Source organism: Beijerinckiaceae bacterium (genome assembly GCA_004564215.1).
Classification (GTDB): domain Bacteria; phylum Pseudomonadota; class Alphaproteobacteria; order Rhizobiales; family Beijerinckiaceae; genus Methylocapsa.
Genome location: CP024846.1, coordinates 1,952,577 through 1,976,635, shown reverse-complemented (window position 1 = coordinate 1,976,635; position 24,059 = coordinate 1,952,577). Strand labels below are relative to the sequence as shown.

The 24,059-nt window shown below is 59.0% G+C and carries 24 protein-coding genes and 1 pseudogene; 16 read left to right on the top strand and 9 right to left on the bottom strand.

Features of this window, described 5'->3' with window-relative positions; all coding sequences use genetic code 11:
• Positions 1-45: 45 nt before the first annotated feature.
• Positions 46-435, bottom strand: a complete 390-nt coding sequence (locus CU048_09235) for a 30S ribosomal protein S11 (protein QBR71434.1) — start codon at positions 433-435, stop codon at positions 46-48.
• 106 nt (positions 436-541) lie between these two features.
• Positions 542-910: a 30S ribosomal protein S13 gene (locus CU048_09230; protein ID QBR71433.1), complete on the bottom strand. Its 369-nt coding sequence runs from the start codon at positions 908-910 to the stop codon at positions 542-544.
• Between the two features lie 467 nt (positions 911-1,377).
• Between CU048_09230 and CU048_09225 the strand changes: the two genes are divergently transcribed.
• Positions 1,378-3,783, top strand: coding sequence for a TonB-dependent receptor (locus tag CU048_09225; protein ID QBR71432.1), 2,406 nt, complete (start codon positions 1,378-1,380; stop codon positions 3,781-3,783).
• 133 nt (positions 3,784-3,916) lie between these two features.
• Complete coding sequence (locus CU048_09220; protein QBR71431.1) at positions 3,917-4,528, top strand: hypothetical protein; 612 nt, start codon at positions 3,917-3,919, stop codon at positions 4,526-4,528.
• Positions 4,529-4,560: 32 nt separating this feature from the next.
• Here the strand turns inward: CU048_09220 and CU048_09215 are convergent, their stop codons facing one another.
• Positions 4,561-6,444 carry a glycosyl transferase family 1 gene (locus CU048_09215; protein ID QBR71430.1) on the bottom strand — a complete coding sequence of 628 codons (1,884 nt, stop codon included), beginning with the start codon at positions 6,442-6,444 and terminating at the stop codon, positions 4,561-4,563.
• A gap of 113 nt (positions 6,445-6,557) precedes the next feature.
• Between CU048_09215 and CU048_09210 the strand changes: the two genes are divergently transcribed.
• From CU048_09210 to CU048_09180, 7 genes and pseudogenes are all read left to right on the top strand, one after another.
• Positions 6,558-6,758 (top strand): hypothetical protein, encoded by a 201-nt coding sequence (locus CU048_09210; protein ID QBR71429.1) that lies wholly within the window; start codon positions 6,558-6,560, stop codon positions 6,756-6,758.
• Positions 6,752-6,874 (top strand): annotated as a pseudogene (locus CU048_09205) (SAM-dependent methyltransferase). The gene CU048_09210 and the pseudogene CU048_09205 overlap by 7 nt, the downstream one beginning before the upstream one ends.
• A gap of 53 nt (positions 6,875-6,927) precedes the next feature.
• Positions 6,928-8,295: an ABC transporter ATP-binding protein gene (locus tag CU048_09200; GenBank protein ID QBR71428.1), complete on the top strand. Its 1,368-nt coding sequence runs from the start codon at positions 6,928-6,930 to the stop codon at positions 8,293-8,295.
• Positions 8,296-8,479: 184 nt separating this feature from the next.
• Positions 8,480-8,629: an aa3-type cytochrome c oxidase subunit IV gene (locus CU048_09195; GenBank protein QBR72801.1), complete on the top strand. Its 150-nt coding sequence runs from the start codon at positions 8,480-8,482 to the stop codon at positions 8,627-8,629.
• A gap of 104 nt (positions 8,630-8,733) precedes the next feature.
• Entirely contained in the window at positions 8,734-9,873 is a 1,140-nt protein-coding gene (locus CU048_09190; GenBank protein QBR71427.1) for an NAD(P)(+) transhydrogenase (Re/Si-specific) subunit alpha, read from the top strand.
• Positions 9,874-9,915: 42 nt separating this feature from the next.
• Entirely contained in the window at positions 9,916-10,347 is a 432-nt protein-coding gene (locus tag CU048_09185; protein QBR71426.1) for an NAD synthetase, read from the top strand.
• Positions 10,348-10,354: 7 nt separating this feature from the next.
• Positions 10,355-11,758 (top strand): NAD synthetase, encoded by a 1,404-nt coding sequence (locus tag CU048_09180; protein QBR72800.1) that lies wholly within the window; start codon positions 10,355-10,357, stop codon positions 11,756-11,758.
• 193 nt (positions 11,759-11,951) lie between these two features.
• Here the strand turns inward: CU048_09180 and hisN are convergent, their stop codons facing one another.
• Together hisN and CU048_09170 are read right to left on the bottom strand one after the other, a co-directional pair.
• Positions 11,952-12,749, bottom strand: coding sequence for a histidinol-phosphatase (gene hisN, locus CU048_09175; GenBank protein QBR71425.1), 798 nt, complete (start codon positions 12,747-12,749; stop codon positions 11,952-11,954).
• Positions 12,750-13,227: 478 nt separating this feature from the next.
• On the bottom strand, positions 13,228-14,166 hold the full coding sequence (locus CU048_09170) for an N-formylglutamate amidohydrolase (GenBank protein ID QBR72799.1): 939 nt from the start codon (positions 14,164-14,166) through the stop codon (positions 13,228-13,230).
• A gap of 206 nt (positions 14,167-14,372) precedes the next feature.
• Between CU048_09170 and CU048_09165 the strand changes: the two genes are divergently transcribed.
• Both CU048_09165 and CU048_09160 read left to right on the top strand, forming a co-directional pair.
• Positions 14,373-14,753 carry a response regulator gene (locus CU048_09165; protein QBR71424.1) on the top strand — a complete coding sequence of 127 codons (381 nt, stop codon included), beginning with the start codon at positions 14,373-14,375 and terminating at the stop codon, positions 14,751-14,753.
• A 114-nt stretch (positions 14,754-14,867) separates the two neighbouring features.
• The gene (locus CU048_09160; GenBank protein QBR71423.1) at positions 14,868-16,052 is read left to right on the top strand and encodes a lytic murein transglycosylase; all 1,185 of its coding nucleotides are present in this window, start codon (positions 14,868-14,870) and stop codon (positions 16,050-16,052) included.
• A 22-nt stretch (positions 16,053-16,074) separates the two neighbouring features.
• Here the strand turns inward: CU048_09160 and CU048_09155 are convergent, their stop codons facing one another.
• The 3 genes from CU048_09155 to CU048_09145 all read right to left on the bottom strand — a co-directional run bounded on the left by CU048_09155 (position 16,075) and on the right by CU048_09145 (position 17,567).
• Positions 16,075-16,878: a hypothetical protein gene (locus CU048_09155; GenBank protein ID QBR71422.1), complete on the bottom strand. Its 804-nt coding sequence runs from the start codon at positions 16,876-16,878 to the stop codon at positions 16,075-16,077.
• Positions 16,865-17,089, bottom strand: coding sequence for a hypothetical protein (locus CU048_09150; protein QBR71421.1), 225 nt, complete (start codon positions 17,087-17,089; stop codon positions 16,865-16,867). Before CU048_09150 ends, CU048_09155 begins: the two co-directional genes overlap by 14 nt.
• 136 nt (positions 17,090-17,225) lie before the next feature.
• A complete protein-coding gene (locus CU048_09145) occupies positions 17,226-17,567 on the bottom strand; it encodes a hypothetical protein (GenBank protein ID QBR71420.1) in 342 nt (113 codons plus the stop codon).
• Positions 17,568-17,908: 341 nt separating this feature from the next.
• Here CU048_09145 and CU048_09140 point away from each other — a divergent pair, with 341 nt between their 5' ends.
• The 4 genes from CU048_09140 to CU048_09125 all read left to right on the top strand — a co-directional run bounded on the left by CU048_09140 (position 17,909) and on the right by CU048_09125 (position 21,935).
• Positions 17,909-18,175, top strand: coding sequence for a 30S ribosomal protein S20 (locus tag CU048_09140; GenBank protein ID QBR71419.1), 267 nt, complete (start codon positions 17,909-17,911; stop codon positions 18,173-18,175).
• Between the two features lie 907 nt (positions 18,176-19,082).
• Positions 19,083-20,624, top strand: coding sequence for a chromosomal replication initiator protein DnaA (locus CU048_09135; GenBank protein QBR71418.1), 1,542 nt, complete (start codon positions 19,083-19,085; stop codon positions 20,622-20,624).
• An 82-nt stretch (positions 20,625-20,706) separates the two neighbouring features.
• Positions 20,707-21,222, top strand: coding sequence for a crossover junction endodeoxyribonuclease RuvC (locus CU048_09130; protein ID QBR71417.1), 516 nt, complete (start codon positions 20,707-20,709; stop codon positions 21,220-21,222).
• Positions 21,223-21,326: 104 nt separating this feature from the next.
• Positions 21,327-21,935 carry a Holliday junction branch migration protein RuvA gene (locus tag CU048_09125; protein QBR71416.1) on the top strand — a complete coding sequence of 203 codons (609 nt, stop codon included), beginning with the start codon at positions 21,327-21,329 and terminating at the stop codon, positions 21,933-21,935.
• A gap of 4 nt (positions 21,936-21,939) precedes the next feature.
• Here the strand turns inward: CU048_09125 and tsaD are convergent, their stop codons facing one another.
• On the bottom strand, positions 21,940-22,998 hold the full coding sequence (gene tsaD, locus CU048_09120) for a tRNA (adenosine(37)-N6)-threonylcarbamoyltransferase complex transferase subunit TsaD (GenBank protein QBR71415.1): 1,059 nt from the start codon (positions 22,996-22,998) through the stop codon (positions 21,940-21,942).
• Positions 22,999-23,149: 151 nt separating this feature from the next.
• Between tsaD and CU048_09115 the strand changes: the two genes are divergently transcribed.
• On the top strand, positions 23,150-24,058 hold the full coding sequence (locus tag CU048_09115; GenBank protein ID QBR71414.1) for a hydroxymethylbilane synthase: 909 nt from the start codon (positions 23,150-23,152) through the stop codon (positions 24,056-24,058).
• The last annotated feature ends 1 nt before the right edge of the window (position 24,059 follow it).

The following is a 24,059-nucleotide window of genomic DNA, read 5'->3' as shown; positions in this document are numbered from 1 at the left end:
GCGCTTTGCGGAACCCCAAAGGCTTCCGTTCGCGGATCGTAGAACTTAGACGCGCCGCCGCTTGCGGGGCCGGCAGCCATTGTGCGGAATAGGCGTGACGTCGCGGATCGAAGTCACCGTGAAGCCCGCGGCTTGCAGCGCACGCAATGCCGATTCCCGTCCGGAACCCGGCCCCGAAACCTCGACCTCGAGGGTGCGCATGCCATGTTCGGCCGCCTTCCGGGCACAATCTTCGGCCGCCATTTGTGCCGCATAAGGCGTCGATTTACGCGAGCCCTTGAAGCCCATTGTTCCCGCCGAAGACCAGGAGATCGTGTTGCCTTGCGCGTCGGTGATGGTCACCATCGTATTATTAAAGGTAGAATTGACGTGGGCGACGCCGGACGCGATATTTTTGCGCTCGCGGCGGCGAACGCGGGTAGCCTCTTTTGCCATTATACAATTCCTTCAAGCGCGCCCGTGATGCCAGGTGCTCGGGATGATCGTCGATGTTTGGCTACGCTCGCTTGGCGGCGAACAGCTTCAGCCAATGAATTTGGAATTACTTCTTCTTGCCGGCGATGGGCTTGGCCTTGCCTTTGCGCGTGCGCGCATTGGTATGGGTGCGCTGGCCGCGAACCGGCAGTTGGCGCCGATGCCGGAGGCCGCGGTAACAGCCAAGGTCCATCAGGCGTTTGATGTGGATCGCGACTTCGCGGCGAAGATCGCCCTCGACCATATAATCGCGGTCGATCGTCTCGCGAATTTGCAGGACTTCCGCATCTGTCAATTGGGCGACACGCCGCTCGGCGGGAATATTCACTTTCTCGCAAATTTCCTGAGCCTTCGTCGAACCAATGCCGTGAATATATTGAAGCGCAATCACCACGCGCTTGTTCGTCGGGATATTAACGCCAGCAATACGTGCCAAAACCCAGTCTCCATTTTTAGGCCGCCCCTGTTTAGGAGGGCGGCAAGGGTCTATCCCACGTCCGGTGGAGGCCGGCCCTTGTGGGACGCCAAAGCAAAAGCAACCCTGGGGCGAAACAAGAGCCCCCGGGAAACGTCGTCTCAGGCGGAAAGGAGTTCGTTAGCCGATTGGTTGGAGCGCGTCAACCCTTCTGCACAGCGGAGCCAGACGGCTACGTGGGGGAAGGCTAGCTGCGGCAAGAAGTTAAAGCAATGATCGAGTAAGAAATGCATGGATTTTTCCATTATTTAAGATGAACTATTCCAAAAAGAAGCTGGTTTTTCTGTAGTGCAAGGGTGCAACAGTCGAGAGCTATTTCTCCAAAGATCGCAAAAGTCCATTGTGACCTGTAATCTTCAAATCTAATCTTTGCACTTGTTTGTAAATGCAGAAAACGATCCGTCTAATCCGTACCCAGCGAGCAAAAAATGCAGCGCAAATCTGACTTGTCGCGAATTCTGTGGCTCAGCGCGGCATTTTTGCCTTTTGGCATTACCGAAGGCTTGGCGCAGACCGCCGAACCGGCCGCGCCCATCGCGCTTCCGGAAGTCGATGTCATTGCGACCTCGCCTTTGCCCGGCGGGGGTGAAAGTCGCGATAACATCCCCGCCATGGTCCAGACCCTGCCGGCCGAAGATTTCGCCCGCACAAACTCCCAAAACGTGACCGACACATTGCAGCAACGCATCCCGGCCGCGGTTTCAATCGATATTAACGGCAATCCATTTTCCCAAGATCTCCGCTTTCGAGGCTTCGTCGCCTCGCCGCTGCAAGGCAGCCCGCAAGGCCTTGCCGTCTATCAAAACGGCATTCGCGTCAACGAGGCTTTTGGCGACACCGTCAATTGGGATCTGATCCCGCCGCAGGCCATCTATCGGGCCGACATTTTCACCAATAATCCGATCTTCGGCCTCAATGCGCTCGGCGGCGCGGTCAGCCTGCAGATGAAAAACGGTTTCCTCTGGCAAGGGCTTGAGACGCAGGTCATGGGCGGCTCCTTCGGCCGCGTCAGCGGAATGTTCCAATATGGCAAGCAGATCGACGACATCAGCCTTTATGCCACCGGCGATGCGACCCACGACGGCGGCTGGCGGTTTTTTTCCCCCTCGACGCTGTTTCGCCTCTATGGCGACCTCGGCTACCGCACACCGGGCAACGAAATTCATTTGATCGCGTCGGGGGCCCGCAACTCGCTCGGCGTGATCGGGCCGACGCCGGTTCTGCTCCTCGAGCAAAACCAAAGCTCCGTTTTCACCTCGCCGCAGATCACGCTGAATGAAATGGGCTCGCTCGCCTTCACCGGCAAATTCGACATCAATCCGCAATGGTCGATAGCCAGCAATTTTTACATGCGGAGTTTCCGGCAGCACCATACCGACGGCAATGACGCCGATATTCAAAACTGCTCGGATAATTCCATTCCAAACAGTTTCAGCGGCTCTCTTTGCCTCGACAGCGGCAATTTCCCCGCGGTGACGAATGGAAACGCCTTCGTGATTTCAAATCGCAACGGCCCGATCCCTTTTTCCGATACCGCCGTCTATGGCACCATCGATCGAACCTCCGTGCATGCGACCACCTTCGGCACGGCGCTGCAGGCGACCGACAATGATAAATTCTTTGGCCATCAGAACTACCTAACCTTCGGCGCCAGCGTCGACCGCAGCCTGCTGAGTTTTAACGCCACAAGCCAGCTTGGGAACATTTACCCGGATTTCGTTATCGCCAATGGGCCCTTTGCAGGCTCGGGCACGACCATCGGCACGCTGGGAGGCATCGGCTATGTGCCCACCTACCTCACAGGCAACACGACCTATTACGGCGTCTACGCCCTCGACACCTTCAATATTACGCCGGAGCTTGCGCTCACCGCCGGCGGTCGGCTGAACATCGCGCAGATCGTCACCGAAGACGTCACCGGCCAAGCGCCGGAACTCAATATCAATAACAGTTTTTCGCGAATCAATCCGGTGGTGGGTCTGACCTATAAGCTATTGCCGACCGTAACCGTCTATGGCGGCTACTCGGAGGCGAACCGCGCGCCGACGCCGCTCGAACTCGACTGCGCCAATCCGCAACGGCCCTGCCTTCTTGAAAACTCTCTCGTCGCCGACCCCCCGTTGCAGCAAGTGGTGGCGCATACGTTTGAAGCCGGGCTTCGCGGCGGCGACACCGTGTTCGATACCGGCCGCGTCGATTGGAAGGCCGGGTTCTTTCGTACCAACAGCACCAATGACATCGTCGCGCTCGCCAGCACGATCACAGGGCGCGGATATTTCGCCAATGTGCCCGCAACCCTGCGCCAGGGCGTCGAGGCCGAAGCAAACTTCCACTATGGCAATCTGTTTGCCTATGTGAATTACGCCTTCGTCGATGCAACCTATCAGTTCGCCGCAGCTCTCGCTTCTCCGAACAATCCTTTCGCCAATGCGGACGGCAATGTCCTGGTAACGCCCGGCGATCATATCCCGGGCATTCCGCGCCACTTGTTGAAATTCGGCGGAGACTATGCCTTCACGCCCCAATTCAAACTCGGCGCCGATGTGCTGATCGTCGGTTCCCAATATCTGGTCGGCGACGACGCCAACCAGAATCCCAAATTGCCACTTTATTGGGTCACCAATCTTCATGCCTCCTATCAGGTGAACGAAAATGTTCAGTTCTTCGGGCTGATCAATAATATTTTTAACAACAGAAATCCAACCTACGGCACGTTCTTCGATACTGGCACCGATGCTCAGCTCGCCTCGCCAATCCCCTTCAGCGGAAATCCGCGGACGGTCACACCGTTGCAGCCGATCTCCTTCTATGGCGGCGTAAAAGTCATTTTTTGAGGAGTTTTGGAGAGCGCGGTAGCGATTGACCAAACATGGGGAAGCCTTGGCCACAGGGGCTTTCCTTCACGGACGGCATGGGCTAACTCTGGCGATAAGCAAAGTTAACGCTCTTACGATCGCTTGGATTTTCATGACCAACCAGGCCCGGTTCACGATCAACAGTCTCTCGGAGGGCAAGAGCGCGCTGGTCCATATTACTCCGGTCGCAACCGAGGAAGGTTTCGGCGGGCTCGACGGACCGAACGGTCTTGGTCTTGAAATTTTGAATATCGCGGCATTGCCGGATGCCGAGGACTATGCGCTCGACGAATTCTACGCGTCCAATTTTACGCCAGCCGAGATCGCCTATTGCCTAAAGCAGGCCTCGATCAAGGCGGCCTTTCAAGGCGTGTTGGCCGCCAAGCGTGCGATCATCAAGTCCGGCGCGGCGAGCCATTCCGCCGGGGACCGGCGTGGGATCGAACTAAGCTTCGATGCTGACGGCAGACCCTCGCATCAAGGCTGTCTGCTTTCGATCAGTTACACCGATACGATCGCTGCGGCGGTCTGTGTCCGCCAAAGCGGATTTGGCACGCCGGCGACCCCGGCCGCAACTGGTCCTGCAACTCAAACGCAGGCAGTGCAAACCCGAAACATCAAGCTCAACTTCCTGACCCGCATTTTCGTCATTCTGGTGTTGCTCTCGCTCTTGATGCTGTTCGGGCTTGGAACCTGGAAGCTTTTGCAGTTCCGAGTCCATTGAATACGGCGGCGATTTTCACCCCCTGAATCCAACTATTCGGCCCGCGCGGCCTCGAACTCGCCCGTGAGGCTCAGCCATTCTTCTTCGGTTGAATGGAGCGCGCGTTCGAGTTCGCCGCGTTGCGCAGCCAAAACGGCGGCCTTGGCTTGATCCTTGCTGAAGGCCGCCGGGTCGGCCAGCGCCTTGTCGATGCGCGCGATCAAATCCTGATACTTCCGCAGCTTGTCTTCGACTGCCGCGATGCGTTTGTTCAGCTGGACAAAATCCTTGGCGGTCCGTGGACTCTCCCGCCGCTCGGGGGTTTGGCGAGCTTCCACGCGTTCCTTTTTGGTTTGCCGACCGTTCCCGCCACTCGCCCGATCGAGAACATATTTCTTGTAATCGTCGATGTCGCCGTCGAAGGTTTTCACCGTACCCTCTTCGACCAGCCAGAGCCGATCGGCGCAAGCATCGAGCAGATGCCTGTCATGCGACACGAGAATGATCGCGCCCCGGTAATCGTTGATCGCCTCGATCAAAGCGGCGCGGCTATCGATATCAAGATGGTTGGTCGGTTCGTCGAGAATCAAAAGATGAGGCCCCTTGAAGCTGGCGAGGCCGAGAAGAAGCCGGGCTTTTTCACCGCCCGACAATTGCTCGACCTTGGTGTCGGCTTTCACATTGGGAAAACCGAGTTGGGCGCATTTCGCGCGGATCTTGGCCTCCGTGCCCTCGCGCATGAGCGCGGCGACGCATTGATAGGGCGTCGCCTTTTCGTCGAGATCGTCGACCTGATGCTGCGCGAAGAAACCAACTTCTAGTTTTGAAGAGCGGCGGACCGTGCCGCTGAGGGCTTTGAGCCGTCCGGCAACGAGCTTGGCGAAGGTCGATTTGCCATTCCCATTGGCACCCAAAAGACCTATCCGGTCATCGTCGGAAATATTCAGCGAAAGGCGCCGCAACACCGGCTCTTCGCCATATCCCGTGCTGGCATCCTCCATCGCGACGATCGGAGGACTCAATGGCTTGTGCGGCGAGGGCAGGTGAAACGGCAAAACATGTCCGTCGACGATCGCCGTCACCGGCTCCATGCGCGCCAGCATTTTCAGGCGTGACTGCGCTTGAGCCGCCTTGGTCGCCTTGGCGCGGAAGCGATCGACGAAGGATTGGAGATGTTTGCGCTGCTCATCCTGCTTCTTCTTGTGTTTGAGCAAGATTGCCTGCTGCTCGCGCCGCTGCCGCTCGAAACTTGAATAATTGCCGCGCCAGAGGGTGAGCTTGGCCTGATCGAGGTGCAAGATATGATCGGATACCGCGTCGAGCAGATCGCGGTCATGGCTGATGACCAGGACGGTTGCCCGATAGCGCTGGAGATAATCGATCAGCCACAGCGTGCCTTCGAGATCGAGATAATTGGTCGGCTCGTCGAGGAGTAGGAGATCCGGGCTGGAAAACAGCACGGCGGCGAGCGCGACGCGCATGCGCCAGCCGCCCGAGAATTCAGACAGCGCGCGCTGCTGGGCGGCTTCGTCAAAGCCAAGACCCGATAGAATGCGTGCCGCGCGGGCCGGCGCCGCATGCGCCAGAATATCCACGAGGCGCATCTGAATTTCGCTGATGCGGGCCGGATCGGTCGCGGCTTCGGCTTCGGCCATCAGGCGTGCCCGCTCGACATCCGCGTCCAGCACGAAATCGATCAGGCTCTGCGGGCCGCCCGGCGCCTCTTGCTCGACTCGCCCGAGGCGCATCGCGCGTGGGATGGAGATGGACCCCGTTTCCGGTGCCAGCTCCCCCGCGATCATTCGAAACAGTGTCGTCTTCCCGGCGCCATTGCGGCCGACCATGCCGACCCTGGCAAAGTCGGGGAGCGCCGCGGTCGCCTTGTCGAAGAGAACCCGCGGCCCGAGCCTTAATGTGATGTCGTTGATGTGGAGCATGCCGGCTTTTCGCCCGCCAGGCTTCTTTTGGCAAGACCGCCGTTGGCGACTTGGCATAACGGGTTTGTCAATGGATTCATAAAAAATGGACGCGATATTGCCAGGAGTTGGGAATGGGACTTATCGACGAGCAGATTGCTGGATTCAGCGAGTCGGAGCTCGGTGGGTTCCGCGACAGCACGCCCTGGGAGTTGACCTGTGAGAGCCAAAGCGGCAAACGCCTCAAACTTAAGGGGGGCGATCGAAGTCGAGAAAGGCTACAAGTCTCCGTGAAGGGACAAATTTTGCTTCTTGCGGCGCTTGGTTCAGCTTAGATCACGTTCATGATTTTGGATTGACTCAATCCAAAATCATGAACGTGATCGATTCCAAAAGTTTAGAGCGGGATGCGGGCGGAAAACCGGCTTCCACTTTTCCTCATCCCGCTTTAGAGGAGCAGGCAGCTCCGCATGCGCGGGAATTTTCAAGAAACAACGAGTCTGCATGAAAGACGAGGAAGGCAACCGATTTTCCGCCCGCGCGGCGCGCTACGCCCGCGTTGGTGCCAATGTTGGCGGGATCGCCGCCCGAATTGCCAGTACCCGTCTTATCGGAGGCAGCGGGGCTTGGGGCACCCATGCCGCGGCCTTGGCGCAAGCGCTGGGGGGCCTCAAGGGGCCGATGATGAAGGTCGCCCAAATGATGGCGAGCGTCCCCGACCTTCTGCCGCCGGAATACGCCGAGGAATTGCAGAAGCTGCAAAGCGAGGCGCCTCCAATGGGCGCGGCCTTCGTCAAGCGGCGGATGCAGGCCGAGCTCGGGACCGACTGGCTATCGCATTTTGCGTCGTTTGATCCCCATCCGGCGGCGGCGGCTTCGCTCGGTCAAGTGCACCGGGCCGTTGCCAAGGACGGCACAGCGCTCGCCTGCAAATTGCAGTACCCGGACATGAAATCAGCGGTCGAAGCTGATCTTCGTCAGCTCGATGTCGTATTCGCCTTGCATCGCCGCCTCAACCCGGTGATCGACACAAGGGAGATGACCAAGGAGATCGCCGATCGCGTCCGCGAGGAACTCGATTATTATCGTGAAGCCAAGCATATGATGCTGTATGGATCGATCCTTGCCGATGTCGAGGACGTTCGCGTGCCGCGTGCGCGGCCGGAACTTTCGACCGGCCGGCTGCTGACGATGGATTGGCTCGAAGGCGGCAAATTGCTTGACTTCAAGCAAGCCGGAGAAGAGTCACGCAATCGCATCGCCCGTGCGATGTTCAAGGCGTGGTGGATTCCGTTCAGCCAGTTCGGGATCATCCATGGCGATCCGCACCTCGGCAACTACACGGTCTTTGGAACCGAGGAAGAGGGCGAGGCGCGCGGCATAAACCTTCTGGATTATGGCTGCGTGCGAATTTTTACGCCGACCTTTGTCGGCGGCGTGGTGGACCTCTACGAGGGGCTGCTGCAGCATGATTTCGCCCGCACGGTCCATGCCTATGAGACTTGGGGCTTTCGCGGCCTGACCAAAGACCTCGCCGAAATCTTGAACATTTGGGCGCGCTTTATCTATGCGCCGCTCCTCGATAACCGGGTCCGCAGCGTCGCCGACGGGGTGGCGCCTGGCCAATATGGCCGCAAGGAGGCCTTCTCGGTCCACCAAGCTTTGAAGAAAAGAGGCCCGGTGCTGGTGCCGCGCGAGTTTGTTTTCATGGATCGCGCCGCAATTGGCCTTGGCAGCGCATTCCTTCATCTCGACGCAAAATTGAACTTCTATCAATTATTCCATGAAACGATGGGCAAGTTTTCGGCAGAGACCTTGGGCCGGCGCCAGGAACAAGCACTCTCTGAAGCGGGTCTGGCAGGTCCGACTTAAGGCGGCGCGTCACGCGCGCATCGCGCCGGGTGTGGAGTAAACATTGTTGGAAAAACCTTATCGCGTAATCAGAAGCCGTTAGTTGCATAAAAAATTGGCATTCGCTGGGCTTTTCCCTCTTGCGCGGGGATTAAATCATTGCGAAAGCTACAATGACACTAAATCCGCAACAAAGGTGGGCACAATGGCTGAAAATCATGCTCAACCCGCAGGTCATTCCGGCATGGATTACGACGAGCACGAGAAGACTTACCGGATGTTTATCCGGCTTATCCAATATGCTGTGGCGGGTTCGGTCCTCGTTCTCGCTTTCCTAGCCTTTTTCTGGGGCTAATGCCGCCCGCCGGTCGAGACACCAGCTCTGGCGGTCAGCGATGACTTGACCGAAAGACACAAATCGGGCTGGGTCGAAGCTTCCAGAGTTCCCCGGAGTCATTCATGCTGATCGCCATCCCCGCCGAAAATGATCCCGCTGAGGGCCGCGTTGCCGCGACGCCCGAAACAGCCAAGAAACTTGCCGCACTCGGCGCGGAAGTCAAAGTGCAAACCGGCGCCGGATTAAAATCCGGCATCCTAGATGAGGAATTTGTGGCGGCGGGGGCGAAGATCGAGCCCGACGCCGCTGCGACCGTGCGAGACGCCGACATTATACTTAGGGTCCGGCGGCCAAGCGCGGCGGAAACCGCGGGCGCCAAGCCGGGCGCCGTGGTGATCGCGGTCATGGACCCCTATGGACATGTCGATGCCCTGAAAGCCTTGGCGGCGGCTGGCGTCTCCGCCTTTGCCATGGAATTGATGCCGCGCATCACCAGGGCGCAAACGATGGACGTCCTGTCCAGTCAAGCCAATCTCGCCGGCTACCTGGCGGTGATCGATGCCGCCGCCCATTATGGCCGCGTCATTCCGATGATGATGACGGCGGCGGGAATGATCCAGCCCGCGAAAATCTTTGTCATGGGTGTTGGCGTTGCCGGATTGCAGGCGATCGCCACCGCCCGCAAGCTCGCCGCCATCGTCACCGCGACGGACGTCCGGCCGGCCACCAAAGAGCAGGTGGTGTCGCTCGGGGCGAAATTCGTCGCGGTCGAAGACGAGGAATTCAAACAGGCCGAAACGGCGGCAGGCTACGCCAAGGAAATGTCGCCGGAATATAGGGCAAAGCAGGCGGAGCTGACCGCTTCCCATATCGCTTCCCAGGATATCGTCATTACGACCGCGCTGATTCCAGGACGCGCGGCGCCGGTTCTTCTGACCACCGCCATGGTGGACTCGATGCGGCCCGGCTCGGTGATCGTCGATCTTGCCGTGGAGCGCGGGGGAAATTGTGAATTGTCAAAACCCGGTGAACTGGTCGTCACAAAAAATGGTGTCAAGATCGTCGGCAATTTGAATGTGGCGGGACGTCTGTCCGCCACAGCTTCGGCGCTTTACGCAAAGAACCTGTTGGCCTTCATCGAAACCATGATCGATCCAAAAACCAAGACGCTCGCGATCAAATGGGATGACGAACTCGTCAAGGCAACCTTGCTCACCAAGGACGGAGCGCTCGTGCATCCAAACTTTCAAGCCGCGACGTAATTCGGGAATTCAATCAACAAAAACTATGCAGGAGGGCATGAGATGGCAGTCGAAGTCGATCCGAACTTGATGGAAAAGATACAGGCCGCGGCCCAGGCGGCGCGGCATGCAGCCGAAACCGCGCAGGCCTATGCCGACCAGCTTGCCGCAGGCGCCGCGGCTGCCAGTGGCGGAGCCATCGATCCGTTCGTTTTCAGACTGGCGATCTTCGTCCTCGCCGTCGTCGTGGGCTATTATGTCGTTTGGGCGGTGACACCTTCGCTGCATACGCCGCTGATGTCGGTGACCAACGCGATCTCCTCGGTCATTGTCGTCGGCGCGCTTCTGTCGGCCGGCATCAATTCCGATAGCGGCGACGGTGCGGGCACGGCGCGGCTGTTCGGTTTTCTCGCCCTGACCCTTGCTTCGGTCAATATTTTTGGCGGCTTCCTCGTCACCGAGCGGATGCTGTCCATGTTCAAGAAAAAGGGCTGAGTCGATGTTGAACGGAAATATCGCAGCCCTTCTTTATCTTACCTCGGGCGTGCTTTTTATTCTCGCCCTGCGGGGACTGTCCTCGCCGGAAACCGCACGGCAAGGCAATCGCTTCGGCATTATCGGCATGTCGATAGCGGCGGCGACCACGCTCCTCTATCAATTGCCCTGGGGATTCTTCTCGTTTCTGTGGGTGGTGCTTGCCGTTGGGATCGGCGGCTCCATCGGCGTATGGCGCGCCCGCACCATTCAGATGACGGCGATGCCCCAACTTGTCGCCCTCTTCCACGCTTTGATCGGCCTTGCCGCGGTGCTCGTCGCGGCGAGCGCGCTTTACGCGCCGCAGGGCTTCGGCCTCGGCATCCCCGGTTCGATGCATGGCTCGACCTTGTTGGAAATGTCGCTTGGAGCGGCGATCGGCGCCATCACCTTTACCGGCTCGGTGATCGCGTTCTTGAAGCTTGACGGACGGATGACCGGCAACCCCATTCTTCTGCCGAACCGCCATGCGATCAATATCGGTCTCGGTATCTTGCTTGCGATCTTCATTTTCGCTTTCATCGGAACCGAAGCGCATCTGGTTTTCTGGCTGATCGTGTTGGTGGCCTTCGCGCTGGGCGTTCTGCTCATCGTGCCGATCGGCGGCGCCGATATGCCGGTCGTTATCTCGATGCTCAATTCCTATTCGGGATGGGCTGCGGCCGCCGTCGGTTTCACCCTTGCGAATTTGGCCCTGATCATCACCGGCGCGCTCGTCGGCTCATCCGGCGCCATTCTTTCCTACGTCATGTGCAAGGGCATGAACCGCTCCTTCATCTCGGTCATCCTTGGCGGGTTCGGGGTGGAAGCCGCCGCACCCGCCGGAATCGGTGAAGCCGAGACCCGGCCGGTAAAGCAGGGCTCCGCGGAAGAAGCCGCAAAAATCCTGCTCGCCGCGAAAAAAGTCATTGTCGTGCCCGGCTACGGCATGGCGGTGGCCCAGGCGCAGCACAGCTTGCGGGAAATGGCCGACGTCTTGAAGGCCAAGGGCATCGACGTGAAATACGCCATTCACCCGGTCGCGGGGCGCATGCCGGGACATATGAACGTGCTGCTCGCCGAAGCCAACGTGCCTTACGACGAAGTCTTCGAACTCACCGATATCAATCCCGAGTTCGCCGACGCCGACGTGGCTTTTGTGATTGGTGCCAATGACGTGACAAACCCCGCCGCGAAGACCGATTCGTCCTCGCCGATCTATGGCATGCCGATCCTCGACGTCGAACTCGCCAAAACCGTGCTCTTCGTCAAACGCGGCATGGGTTCTGGCTATGCCGGCGTCGAAAACGAACTGTTCTTCCGGAACAACACGTTGATGCTGTTCGGCGACGCCAAGAAAATGGTCGACAGCATTTTGAAGGCGATGGGATAGATAAAACACCGCGAGAGCATGATCCGTGCCTCGAGCCCGGGCCATGCTCTCGGAGACTTAGAGTGCTTTCCGATCCGATGGAATCGGAAAGCAGCTCTAACCCTTTGTTTTGTCGCATTTTCTTAACGCGAACAGGTATCCACTTCGCTTGAAAATGCTCTAGGTCTTATCGGAAGTCGGTCATCGAAGCGCGCTACGCCTGCAGCAGCTTCAAGACTTCCTCATGAACCCGGGCGTCGCCAGAGGCGACAATATCGCCGCCCTTCGCCGGACTGCCCCCATCCCAGCAAGTCACGATTCCCCCCGCGCCCTCGATGATCGGCACCAAGGGCACGATGTCGTAGGGCTTTAGTCCCGATTCGATTACGCAATCCACATGGCCGGCGGCCAGCATCGCCAGGGCATAACAGTCGCCCCCATACCGCGACAGCCGTGTTTTGGCCTCGATCCGGCGAAACAGCTCAAGTTTAGCCTCAGTGTAGAGCAGTGGCGACGTCGTCATCAAAGTGGCTTTGGCAAGACTTGGTGCAAGGCGGGTCTTGAGTTTGCGCTCGGTGGGCCGCCGATCATGGCCCGGACCCCGCCAACTTGCCCGGCGTCCATCGCCCACGAATCGCTCTTGCGTGAAGGGCTGGACCATCATTCCGTAGGTCGGACAGCCCTGATGCAAGAGCCCGATCAAACTTCCCCAGACCGGCATTCCGGCGATAAAACTCTTGGTGCCATCGATCGGGTCGAGAACCCAAATATATTCGGCATCGGCCCGCACCGATCCGAACTCCTCGCCGATAATGCCGTGATTCGGGAAGGTGGCCTCAATCAGACGGCGCATGGCGGTCTCGGCAGCCCGATCCGCCTCCGTCACGGGATCGAACATCCCGCCGATATTTTTGTCCTCGGCGCAGAGGGCCGTGCGGAAGAACGGCAAAATCGTCTCGGTTGCCACATCGGCGAGCTTGTCGACGAAAGCGGCGAAATCCACGGCGGTCATGGCTGGTTATTTTCCGATTGGCGGTTGTGGCAATCCGCTCGTTACGGGTCGCTCCCCTAGAGCGCTTCCCGATCAGATGGAATCATCTGATCGAAAAGGAAACGCTCAAGTTCAACGAGTTGGAGCATGTTCTGATCGAAAAAATCGGTCAACTTTTTCGGAACATGCTCTAGCCGCAAGCTATGCAAGGCCGGCGCCGTCGAGTGCGCCGGAGCTCAACTTTCGATTGAGCCATGGCATCGAGACAATTTTAGGCTCGACTTTGAGAGCAAGATAAACCTAACCAAAACAAAGCCTTAGAAAACGAGATCCAAGAATGTCACCGGCTCGTTCGAAAAAATAGGTCAGCAGGGGTTGCTTTTTGTGCAGTGCACGTGCATATTATTGCAATGCGGCAACGGTGTTGCCGTCGATGCCCTCCTTGGGCGTTTCCTCCCTAGACTTGGGCCGCTTGTGGTAACGCAGGCGGCCCCTTTATTTATTCCGCCGCGGCACGATGACGGTCGCGGAACCCTGCAGCGGCTTCCGCAAGCGCCCCCGCCAGCTGGGTCAGATCGGCGGCGACCCTATCGAATTTCTCGCCCCGCCGCACCGCCCGCTCATCCATGTAAAGCGCCCGGCTTATTTCGATTTGCATGGCATGGCAGTCGCCTGCCGGATGGCCGTAATGTTCCGTGATAAAGCCGCCAGCATAGGGCTTGTTCCGCTGCACCGCGTAGCCGAGCCGACGCAGTTCATACTCCACGGTATCGACAAAGGCAACGGCACAGCTGGTTCCGAAGCGGTCGCCCACAACGAAATCCGGCTTTGGCCCGGTCGGGATTTTTCCAACCACCCCAGCTGCTCCCAATTGGAGAGCGCCCGAGGGCATCGAATGGCAGTCGATGAGAACCGCAACGCCAAAGCTATTTCTCGCCCTGTCAAGCAGCAGACGTAAGCATTCATGGTAGGGCTTGTAGAGCTTTTCGATCCGGCCCAGCGCTTCGCTGACCGGCAGCCGGGCCCCATAGATTTCTTGCGCCTGACCGACAACCCGGGCGATCGTCCCCAGTCCTCCGGCCACTCGCAGCGAACGGGTATTGGCGAACGCGGGCAGCCGGCCATCGAACATCCGCGGATCCAACTCGTAAGGCTCCCGATTGAGATCGAGATAGGCACGCGGGAAGCGGGCTCTGACGAGAGGGGCGCCCAAGGCCGTGACGCCTGCGAATAAAGTATCAACGAAAGCGTCTTCCGACCGGCGAAGCGCCGCCTGGTCCAGCTTGGTCGAATCCAGAAACCGGCGTGGATAGATGTCGCCGGAATGGGGAGACGAAAAAACCAGCGGACATGTCAGTTGGGCCGGCTCCAAGACCTCGAACGGCGGATCGAGTTCCGGCTCATGCGGTTCCGCTGCGTCCGACGGCTTTGACTCCATCAAGTCTCCCTTCCGGAGCTTCGCACCTCCGAAACCCTTGGCAGCCAACCAATTTGTCAGGGACATCGAAGCCTATCCAGCGCTGTTCCGGCGGTGCGAATGTGCAACTTGGTAGGAAAAAATCAACGCTTAAAGCAAAACGAACCGATTTTCACTCGATTTTTACCAGGGGGCGTTTTGATGGTTCGACTTGCGAGGCACCCCCCATGAACGAGTATATTACCATCAATTACAAGATCCTGCTGGCCGAAGACGATAATGACATGCGCCGCTTTCTCGGCAAGGCGCTCCAGAACGCCGGCTATGTGGTGGCCTCGTTCGACAATGGAATGTCGGCCTATCACCGGTTGCGCGAGGAGCCATTCGAATTGCTCCTGACCGATATCGTCATGCCAGAGATGGACGGCATCGAACTGGCGCGGCGCGCGACGGAACTCGACCCCGACATTAAGGTGATGTTCATTACCGGCTTCGCGGCTGTCGCCCTAAACCCCGACAATAATGCGCCGCCGCAAGCCAAGGTCCTTTCCAAACCGTTCCACCTCAAAGACTTAGTCAACGAAGTCCAGCGTCTGCTCGCGGCCTAGCCAAACCGCAGGGTCCACGCTTGCCAGCCCTGCTTTGCTCCCGCATGGTTCAGCGCGCAGAAATCGGATGAGCAACAGGGAAGGACCATTGTGCTGACCACCAAAGCGCGGACCATGCCGAAATACGCGAGCTGCATTACTTTAAGCCTTGCCCTCCTCTCCGCCCCGGAAGCCAACGCAGCTGGTTTCTCGGAGTGTCTGGCGGGCCTTCGCAGCACCGCGCTGGCGAGCGGAGTCGACGCCGCCACTTTCGACCGCGTGACGCGGGGGCTTGAGCCCAATCCCGACGTTCTCGCCATGGCGCAAGTCCAGCCCGAGTTCAAGACGCCGATTTGGGATTATCTTGCCGGCCTCGTTGATGACGAAAGAGTCAGTGACGGCCGCGCCATGATGAGCCGCTGGAGTCAGGCGCTGGCTCTGGCCGAAAGCCGCTACGGCGTCGATCAGGCAACGATCACCGCCGTTTGGGGCGTCGAATCGGATTTCGGGCGCAGTTTTGGAACGCGTCCGGTCGTGCAATCGCTCGCCACCCTTTCTTGCGGCGGCAGCCGGCAGAATTATTTCCGGTCCGAATTCATCGCCACCCTCAAAATCATCCAGCACGGTGACATTGATCCGGCCCAATTCAACGGCTCCTGGGCCGGGGCCTTCGGGCATACCCAGTTCATGCCCTCGACCTTTCTGCGAACCGCCGTGGACCTCGACGGCGATGGCCGCAAGGATCTCATCAATTCGGTTCCCGACGCGGTGGGTTCGACCGCCGCCTATCTGCGAAAAGGCGGCTGGGTCCCCGGCGGCGTATGGGGATTTGAGGTCCGTCTGCCGGAGCATTATTCCGGTCCTTCCGGCCGCACCCGCAAGGAAGCGATGGCGTCGTGGGCCGCACGGGGCTTGACCCGCATCGACGGCCGACCTCTCGGCAGCGGCCCGGCCGCGGGCCTGCTTTTGCCTGCCGGCCCCAACGGGCCAGCCTTTCTCGTCACCCGCAATTTCGATGCGATCTATTCCTATAATGCCGCGGAATCCTATGCGCTGGCGATCGCTCTTTTGTCCGACCGGCTGCGCGGCCAGCATGGACTCGTCGCGGCTTGGCCAACCAATGATCCGGGGCTGTCGCGCGCGGAACGCCGCGAGATGCAAACGCTTCTCATGCGGCGCGGCTATGATCTCGACGGCAAGGCCGATGGCGTGATCGGAACCAAGACGAAACAGGCAATCACCGATTTTCAAAGCAAATCCGGCCTCTCGCCGAACGGCCGCGCCTCTGTCTCGGTGCTGGCGGCGCTCAGGGGGCGGTGAAGCAAGCTGGCGTCCGCGAACTCTATTTTCCCGCCTGTCGATGGGCGGTATCGATGGCCGCGATGAACTCCGCATTGACGCCGAGGGATTTCAAAGTCTCCGAGGCAATCGGACGCGCGGGGCCGCAAGCGGCAATCGCGTGAATGAGTCCGGTCGGCTGGAGAACCAAGCCATCCAGCTTCGCATCTGGCCAGAGCAGGAAATTCAGCTCGGTTTCCTTAAGGGCGTCGGCGCATTCCGGTTCGCTTTCGCCCCGTTTCGCGGCGTCCCTATAGAGCTCTGAAAGCCGGTCGGACGAGACGGTGCCCAAGGTCGATCCATCGCCCGCGGTGTCGGTGCCCGTATGCTTGACCAGCTCCGGCAGCAGTTTTCCCCAATCGACCGGCTTGCCCGTGCTTAAATCGAAAACCAGCGCCACCGTGCCGGTGTCGGGATAGGCGCCGCCGCAAAACCAATCGTCAGCGGCGACGAAGCTCAGATAATGCGGCCCGCGCATCGTGACCGAAACTTTGCGGGACCATGCGCCGTGGTTTCGGCCCTGGCGGACACAGTCTGTTGCAGCGCTGCGCGCTCGCTCGTCGCCGCGCGCCAAGGCTTTATTGATCCGCTCGACAGTAGCCGGGTCCGCTCCGGCGACAAGCCGGGGAAACGCAGCGACGCTTGCGGTAACCGGCGGCAGCGTCCTCAGTTTGACCTCGCCGGAATCTTCGGCGGCACGCGCCAGACCCGCCGCGACGATAAGCAGCATCACAAGGCAAATCGAAACCTGCGTCTTGGCAAAGAGATGCGAACGTCGGGCCGGAGACCGCGCGTCAAGAATCGTCAATACTCCACCGCGCGACTTCTATCCCTTGCGTGTCCAGGATTCGAAATCCATGCGGGAGCGGCTTATGGACTCGCTGGGCCACGGCATTGGAGAACAGCGACTTTGCGTGCGCAATCACGTGAGGAAGATCGGTCATATCGGTCGTCATCCGATCGAGGACTTCGGGCGCGACTCCCTCGCGCTTCATCCCAACAAATTCGATCTGAAACACGGACGGCTCCTGTTTGCTTCAGCTGAGACTCAAGCATGTAGGGCCGGTCGGAACGAAGTCAATCCGCGAGCGTGAGCGGCGTCCCGCTTTGAATATAGCTTTACCAATTCGGCATGGACGCTCGCAATCGGAACCCTTAGGCAATGCACCTCGTAGAAGGCGCTTTATATGAGCTCAACCGCTGAAGTGCCAATTCGATTAGTCGATCATCGAAGAGTCGTTGTTTTCGTTCAGCTGCTTTTTGGCCTCCCGCCCACGCATCAAGACCCATGCGGACTGCATTCCGTTCCGGCGAAATGCCTTCTTTGTGGAGAAGCCAATCTAAGGTCGCCAACACTTCCATACCTAGAGGGGATTCGAATCCGGCAATGAGCTTAGCTGTCATTTCCAAAGCGGGCTGATATATTTTGGCATCTGCAACCTTGTCTTTTTTTGAATCGTCGAACCAAATAACATCGAACGGGCTCGCGTTTCCCAATCGTTTGTCGCAATGCAAATTGCTAATAAGGGCCGTACTTGTCTGCTTCAAAGCGCAGATCAAGTGTATTTCTGATGCCAAGAATTTCGGTGCTTCTCTCCAAAAAATATGAAAGCTTTAGAGGATGCTCGACAGGGGTGAGCGAAAGAGGATCGCGCTTTAGAGATGGTTTGGGCGCTTCCCGGGGCAGCGGCGAGGCTCGGGCGGGAGTTGCGTCCCAGACATCAAACGTTGACGAATTGATTGGTTCATGATTATTAGCGCCACCTTTCAGGCTACGCCTGACCGGCTTTCTCTATAGAGAAGCCATTCCGCAGGGACCCTTACCCAGGACATTTTTAATGGCGAATACCACTTCGGCCAAAAAGGCCGTCCGCAAGATTGAACGCCGGACCAAGGTCAACCGGTCACGGCGCAGCCAGATGCGCACCTATGTGCGCAAGGTCGAAGAAGCGATCGCCGCCGGTGACCGCGAGGCCGCCGCCGCCGCTTTGCTCGTTGCGCAACCCGTCGTTATGCGCGCGGCACAGAAAGGAATAGTGCATCGGAATTCGGCAGCGCGAAAAGTCTCACGGCTAAGCCTGCGAGTAAACGCACTGAGCAAATAAAATCCAGCACCGCTGAATTAGTAGTCTTGGAAAAAGTTCCCAAAGGCCTGGCGCGTGTCGGGCCTTTTTTTTCATTGAGAAGACGCGAATTCGCTCGCACTCTTCAGTGCAATGATCGCTCAACCATTTTCCATCGGACTCAATGGCTTGTCATTAAAGCTACGTGACGTCGTGCGGACGAGCGGGGTTGCTTCGTTCTCGCGGGGCCGAAATGAAAATTTTTTGTGACGATTTTGGACGGCTCGGATATCCCCGTTCCGACCCTTTCGAGGTTCAAGGGATGACCGCGAAATCAGGTGGTTATAGAAGCTCGTTGGGTCGCCGTGTTTGTGTCGAGGAACGTCACTTCGTCACTTTTTCTTTAAACGCCGCTTGCGAAGTGCCTTGCCTATGCTACAGTCTCATTCCGGTCTGGATCTGGCTCACTCAAGAGTTCATGGCGGACCTCCTGTGCGTTTTCCGGTTTGTTCGAGCGTCCAGCGTGTAATAGCGCGATTTTGGCGTGTATTAACCTTACGTAAACACGATGCCGAAGGTCATAGCCGAAGTAATTCTGCGCGAGACCTTCCTGTGTGCGTGGAGTAGTAGTATACGCGGTGGTATAGCCGCACAGGATTGAAAGATTTCTTTTGGAGTTGACGTAAACAAGCTTCGGAGGCTTAGTGCCGGAGCCAAGGGGGATTTACGACCGTGAAGGCTTTTGTCCAATGTCCGCCTGCTCAGCTTCCTGCAACCGAATGTGAGCGGACCAAGCGCGTTCAAAAAGCCTATTCCGCGCTAACCCGGCATCGCCCTCGCGTCCGCGATTAGATTCGCGCATTCCACTCTCACGTCATCAGCACGTTTTTTGGCGCCGTCATTTTAACGGCCGCTGTTTTTTTGCCTCGATTCCTGAAGAAGATCACCGATGCTGGATCCGCGCAGACAGATCACCAAGCCAAAAAATGATGATGAAACCGTCGCTCCGAGCAGTGTCGCCACCAAAGAAGAAGCATGGATGCGGATATGCCGCCGCTTGCGCGCGGAGCTCGGTGATGAAGTTTTCTCTTCCTGGTTCGGACGCCTGGAACTCGATGCATTGTCGGACCAGGATGCGCTTCTCTCAGTGCCGACAAAGTTTTTGAAGAGCTGGATCCAATCTCACTATGCGGACAGGATTTTTGCGTCGCTGGCGACCGAATTTCCGGGGATCAAGCGGATCTCGATCAATGTCCGCTCGTCGACGCGTCCGATGTTTTCCCGCGCGGGTGGCGACCACCCGGACTTGAGTCCGGGAATCGGCTCTGACTCGCTGCGAAGCCGAAGTGAAACGCCGAGCCCGTGCGCATTGCCCATGGCCCATTCGGACACAACGCTTTCGACGTTAAAGAGGTCCGGGTCGACGGAGAGCGGGAGTGCCGACATCCTTGCCGGTTCGCCCTTGGACCGCCGCCTGAATTTCTCGAATTTTCTGGTCGGAGCTTCCAATCAGCTCGCCCATGCCGCGGCGCTTCGGGTCGCATTCGCCGCCTCCGGCGATCCCCTCCTCTTCAATCCGCTCTATCTCCATGCGTCCGTAGGGCTCGGCAAGACACATCTTCTGCAAGCCGTCGCGCACGCAGCCTCTTCTGCCAAGCGGCGAGTCATTTATCTTACGGCCGAGCGGTTCATGTACGGCTTCGTCTCGGCCCTCAAGGCGCAAACGTCGATCGCTTTCAAGGAGCGGCTGCGCGCGATCGATGTTCTCGTTATCGACGATATTCAATTCCTGCAAGGCAAGTCGATTCAACAGGAATTCTGCCACACCTTGAATTCGCTGATTGATGCGCGCAGGCAAATCGTGATAGCGGCCGACCGGCCTCCGGGCGATCTGGAAAGCCTCGAAGAACGAGTTCGCTCCCGTCTGGCGGGCGGCCTCTGCATCGAAATCGGCGGCCTCGACGAACAGCTGCGCACGAAGATTCTCGAAGCCCGCATATCCGCGGCCAAACTCGTGCATCCAACTTTCGAAGTTCCGCCTGCCGTCGTCGCCTATGTGGCAAGCGTCGTTCAGACCAATGGCCGGGACCTCGACGGCTCCGTCAACCGACTGCTGGCGCATTCTTCCTTGAACGGCGCCCCTCTCTCGATGGAAACGGCCGAACTTGCCATTCGCGACCTGGTGCGAACCCCGGAACCGAAAAAGGTCAAGATCGAGGACATCCAGAAGCTGGTGGCGAGCCATTTCAATGTCAGCCGGGCCGATATTCTGTCCTCACGGCGAACCGCGGCCGTGGTGCGGCCGCGCCAGATCGCCATGTATCTTTCAAAAGTCTTGACCCCACGCTCGCTGCCGGAAATCGGCCGACGGTTCGGCGGCCGCGACCATACGACCGTCCTTCATGCGGTCCGCAAGATTCAAGGTCTGGTCACGGCGGATGGAACATTTTCGGAAGAGATCGAACTTCTGAAACGCATGCTTTTGGAGTAGGCTTCAACCCTGTTGCGGTTGATCTTCTTGCCGCGCGCCACTTGGACAGGCTCTTTATCGGTTTTCATGGCGGGGCGGGGGTATGCAGGGCTCAGGGGTTCGCGTCATGGGAATCGATCCCGGTCTGCGGACCACGGGCTGGGGCGTGATCGAAGTTTTTGGCACGCGCCTATCCTATGTGGCGAGCGGCAACATCCGGTCGAACGATGGGGCCGCGCTGGCCGAACGCTTGCGGGCGCTGCATGAGGGCCTGGCCGCTGTCATCGTTGAATACGCACCCTCGGAGGCGGCGGTCGAGGAAACCTTTATCAATCGCGACCCTCAGTCGGCGTTGAAGCTCGGCCAGGCGCGCGGGATCGCGCTCGTCGTTCCTTCCCTTGCGGGGCTTTCGGTCGCCGAATATGCGGCCAATCTCGTCAAGAAGACGGTGGTCGGCAATGGCCATGCAGAAAAGGCGCAAATTGCAATGATGGTCAAAATGCTCCTGCCCGGCAGCGAAGCGCGTGGCGCGGATGCGGCCGATGCCCTGGCTGTTGCTATCACCCATGCGCGGGTCCGTCTCTGGGCGCGCAATCTGCAATCGGTCGGCGGCGCCTAAGTGAAAATCAAGCCGAGGCGCGACCAAAACCATTCGGACATTGGCGCCGGGCCAAGGCTTCGGTATAAACGCAACCTCCCAAGACTCCACTCCGCTCGTCCCAAATGATCGGCAAGCTCAAAGGCACGATCGACTCGCAAGGCGAGGATTTCATCATCCTTGATGTGCATGGCGTCGGCTATGTCGTGCACTGTTCCGGCCGCACTTTGATGAAGCTGCCGCAAGCGGGAGAAGCCGCGACGCTCGCAATTGAAACGCAGATGCGGGAAGATTCAATAAAGCTGTTTGGGTTTCTGACGGACGCCGAACGCGATTGGTTCCGCTTGCTGCAATCGGTTCAGGGTGTCGGCGCCAAAGTTGCCCTCGCGGTGCAAACCGTTCTGGACGTCGCCGAATTAGCGCGGGCGATCGCGAGCCAAGACAAGGCGGCTATCGCCAGGGCACCAGGGGTCGGACCCAAGCTTGCGGCGCGGATCGTTGCGGAACTCAAGGACAAGGGCGCTGCCCTGAGCGTCGGCGGCATTCCAGCCGAGTTCGACGGACTGGGGGTCAAGCCGGTCGGCGCGGCCCATGATGCGCTTTCGGCTCTCGTCAATCTCGGTTACGGACGCCCGCAAGCCGCCGTCGCCGTGGGAGCGGCCCTTGCCGCGCTCGGTGAAGGCGCGCCGGCTGCCGATTTAATACTGCATGGGCTTAAGGAACTGACCCGCTAATGGGTCATGCCTTGCCGTGATGCGCGGCCTCGGCGTTGGCGTCGAGCGGCCAGCGCGGCTTGGCCGCAAAGGTCAGGTCGTCGACGAGGCCCATCGACAGTCGTTCGATACCCGCCCACGCGATCATCGCCCCATTATCGGTGCAAAGATGTCCGGGCGGCAGAACGAGACGCAGCCCAGCTTCCCCACAGAAGCGCATCAGGGAACGACGTATCGCATTATTGGCGGCGACCCCACCCGCGACCACCATCGCCGTTGGCTGCCCGACGGTTTCCCGAAACAGACGCAGGCCCGCGCGGCAACGATCGATGATCGTATCGACCACCGCCGCCTGAAACGAGGCGCAAAGATCGGCGACATCGGTCGACGTCAAAGGGGCAACGCGTTCGGCTTCGAGCCGGACGGCGGTTTTTAGCCCGGATAAGGAGAAGTCTGGCTTCTGGCGGCCAAGCATGGGACGCGGAAGATCAAATCGCGTGGCGTTGCCTTCCGCCGCCAATTTTTCAACTTCAGGCCCGCCGGGATAGGCAAGCCCCAGTAATTTGCCGACCTTATCGAAAGCTTCCCCCACGGCGTCATCGACGGTCGAGCCAAGCCGGATATAATCTCCGACCCCTTTGACCGCGACGAGCTGAGTGTGACCGCCGGAGACCAGCAGCAGCAAATAGGGAAAGGCGAGCTCATCGGTCAATCGCGCCGTCAGGGCATGGGCTTCGAGATGGTTGATCGCCAGGAAAGGCTTTCGACTTGCCAGGGCCAAGGCCTTGGCGGTGGTCAAGCCGACCAGCACGCCACCGATGAGGCCTGGGCCTGCGGCGGCGGCGATGCCGTCGAGATCGGCCAGCCGAACTCCGGCGACATCGAGCGCACGTTCGACCAGCCGGTCGATGACATCGATATGAGCCCGCGCGGCGATTTCTGGGACGACACCGCCATAGGCGGCATGTTCGGCGATTTGGCTCATCACCTCATTCGAGAGAATTTCGCCAGCTCCACCTTGGCGCCGCTGGACGACGGCTGCAGCGGTTTCATCGCAAGTCGTTTCAATGCCGAGGACCAGCATGGTTCCATACCCTTTGCCGCATTTTCCGTGCAATCGAGTGGCTATGTCACCTACAGTGCACGGCGAGATGCATCAACCTATAAAGCCTTCTGATAAATAAGGAAATCCGTCTATTTTCTCATCTTCTTCGGCTTCGACCTCAGCGGTCCCCATCAAGCTCGGCACGCGCGGTAGTCCCCTCGCGCTGGCCCAGGCGCGCGAGCTGCAAGGACGCCTCGCGGCCGCACATGGCTGCCCGCCAGAACTTATTGAAATCACCATCATAAAAACCAGCGGCGATGTCATCGCCGACGTGCCCCTGAGCGAAGTTGGCGGCAAGGGACTCTTCACCAAGGAGCTGGATCTCGCCTTGATGCAGGGCGATATTCAATTGGCGGTCCATTCCGCCAAGGATCTCCCAACGATCCTTCCGGAGGAAATTGTCATCGCCGGCTATCTCCCGCGCGAAGATGTGCGCGACGCCTGGATTTCTCCGCATGCGGTGCATCCCCTCGGGCTCCCCGCTGGCAGTACGGTCGGCACGGCCTCTCTGCGGCGCGGCGCCATGGTCAAGCGGCTGCGGCCGGATTTGAACATCGCGCTGCTGCGCGGCAATGTCGAGACCCGCTTGGCCAAACTCGACAAAGGCGAGGTCGATGCCACACTTTTGGCTCTTGCCGGCCTGAGGCGGCTCGGCCTCGAGGCCAAAGTCACGGCCATTTTGGATGTGCGCGAATTCGTTCCAGCGGCGGGACAAGGCGCGATCGCCATCACGGCGCGAACCGACGATCTTGCGGCGCAAGCTTTTCTTGCGCCTGTCCTCGATTCGGCGACCGGTATCGCTCTCGATGCGGAGCGGGCCTTCCTGCGTGTTCTCGACGGATCCTGCAAAACGCCGATCGGAGCCCATGCGCAAATCGAACAGCTTGATCTGACGTTTCACGCCATCGTTTTGAAGCCGGATGGATCGCAGTTTTTTGAAACGGTGACATCGGGGTTGGCATCCGCCCCGGCAAGCCTGGGAGAATCGGCGGGGCAAGATATCGCCGCGAGGATCCCGGCAGATTTTTTTAACGGCTGAA

Coding starts and splice junctions, on each gene's coding strand:
- CU048_09220 (QBR71431.1), top strand. CDS start 3,917: ATGACCAACCAGGCCCGGTTCACGATCAACAGTCTCTCGGAGGGCAAG.
- CU048_09135 (QBR71418.1), top strand. CDS start 19,083: ATGCTGGATCCGCGCAGACAGATCACCAAGCCAAAAAATGATGATGAA.
- CU048_09195 (QBR72801.1), top strand. CDS start 8,480: ATGGCTGAAAATCATGCTCAACCCGCAGGTCATTCCGGCATGGATTAC.
- CU048_09235 (QBR71434.1), bottom strand. CDS start 435: ATGGCAAAAGAGGCTACCCGCGTTCGCCGCCGCGAGCGCAAAAATATC.
- CU048_09215 (QBR71430.1), bottom strand. CDS start 6,444: ATGCTCCACATCAACGACATCACATTAAGGCTCGGGCCGCGGGTTCTC.
- CU048_09170 (QBR72799.1), bottom strand. CDS start 14,166: ATGGAGTCAAAGCCGTCGGACGCAGCGGAACCGCATGAGCCGGAACTC.
- CU048_09125 (QBR71416.1), top strand. CDS start 21,327: ATGATCGGCAAGCTCAAAGGCACGATCGACTCGCAAGGCGAGGATTTC.
- CU048_09130 (QBR71417.1), top strand. CDS start 20,707: ATGCAGGGCTCAGGGGTTCGCGTCATGGGAATCGATCCCGGTCTGCGG.
- CU048_09190 (QBR71427.1), top strand. CDS start 8,734: ATGCTGATCGCCATCCCCGCCGAAAATGATCCCGCTGAGGGCCGCGTT.
- CU048_09225 (QBR71432.1), top strand. CDS start 1,378: ATGCAGCGCAAATCTGACTTGTCGCGAATTCTGTGGCTCAGCGCGGCA.
- CU048_09200 (QBR71428.1), top strand. CDS start 6,928: ATGAAAGACGAGGAAGGCAACCGATTTTCCGCCCGCGCGGCGCGCTAC.
- CU048_09140 (QBR71419.1), top strand. CDS start 17,909: ATGGCGAATACCACTTCGGCCAAAAAGGCCGTCCGCAAGATTGAACGC.
- CU048_09185 (QBR71426.1), top strand. CDS start 9,916: ATGGCAGTCGAAGTCGATCCGAACTTGATGGAAAAGATACAGGCCGCG.
- CU048_09160 (QBR71423.1), top strand. CDS start 14,868: ATGCCGAAATACGCGAGCTGCATTACTTTAAGCCTTGCCCTCCTCTCC.
- CU048_09165 (QBR71424.1), top strand. CDS start 14,373: ATGAACGAGTATATTACCATCAATTACAAGATCCTGCTGGCCGAAGAC.
- hisN (QBR71425.1), bottom strand. CDS start 12,749: ATGACCGCCGTGGATTTCGCCGCTTTCGTCGACAAGCTCGCCGATGTG.
- tsaD (QBR71415.1), bottom strand. CDS start 22,998: ATGCTGGTCCTCGGCATTGAAACGACTTGCGATGAAACCGCTGCAGCC.
- CU048_09210 (QBR71429.1), top strand. CDS start 6,558: ATGGGACTTATCGACGAGCAGATTGCTGGATTCAGCGAGTCGGAGCTC.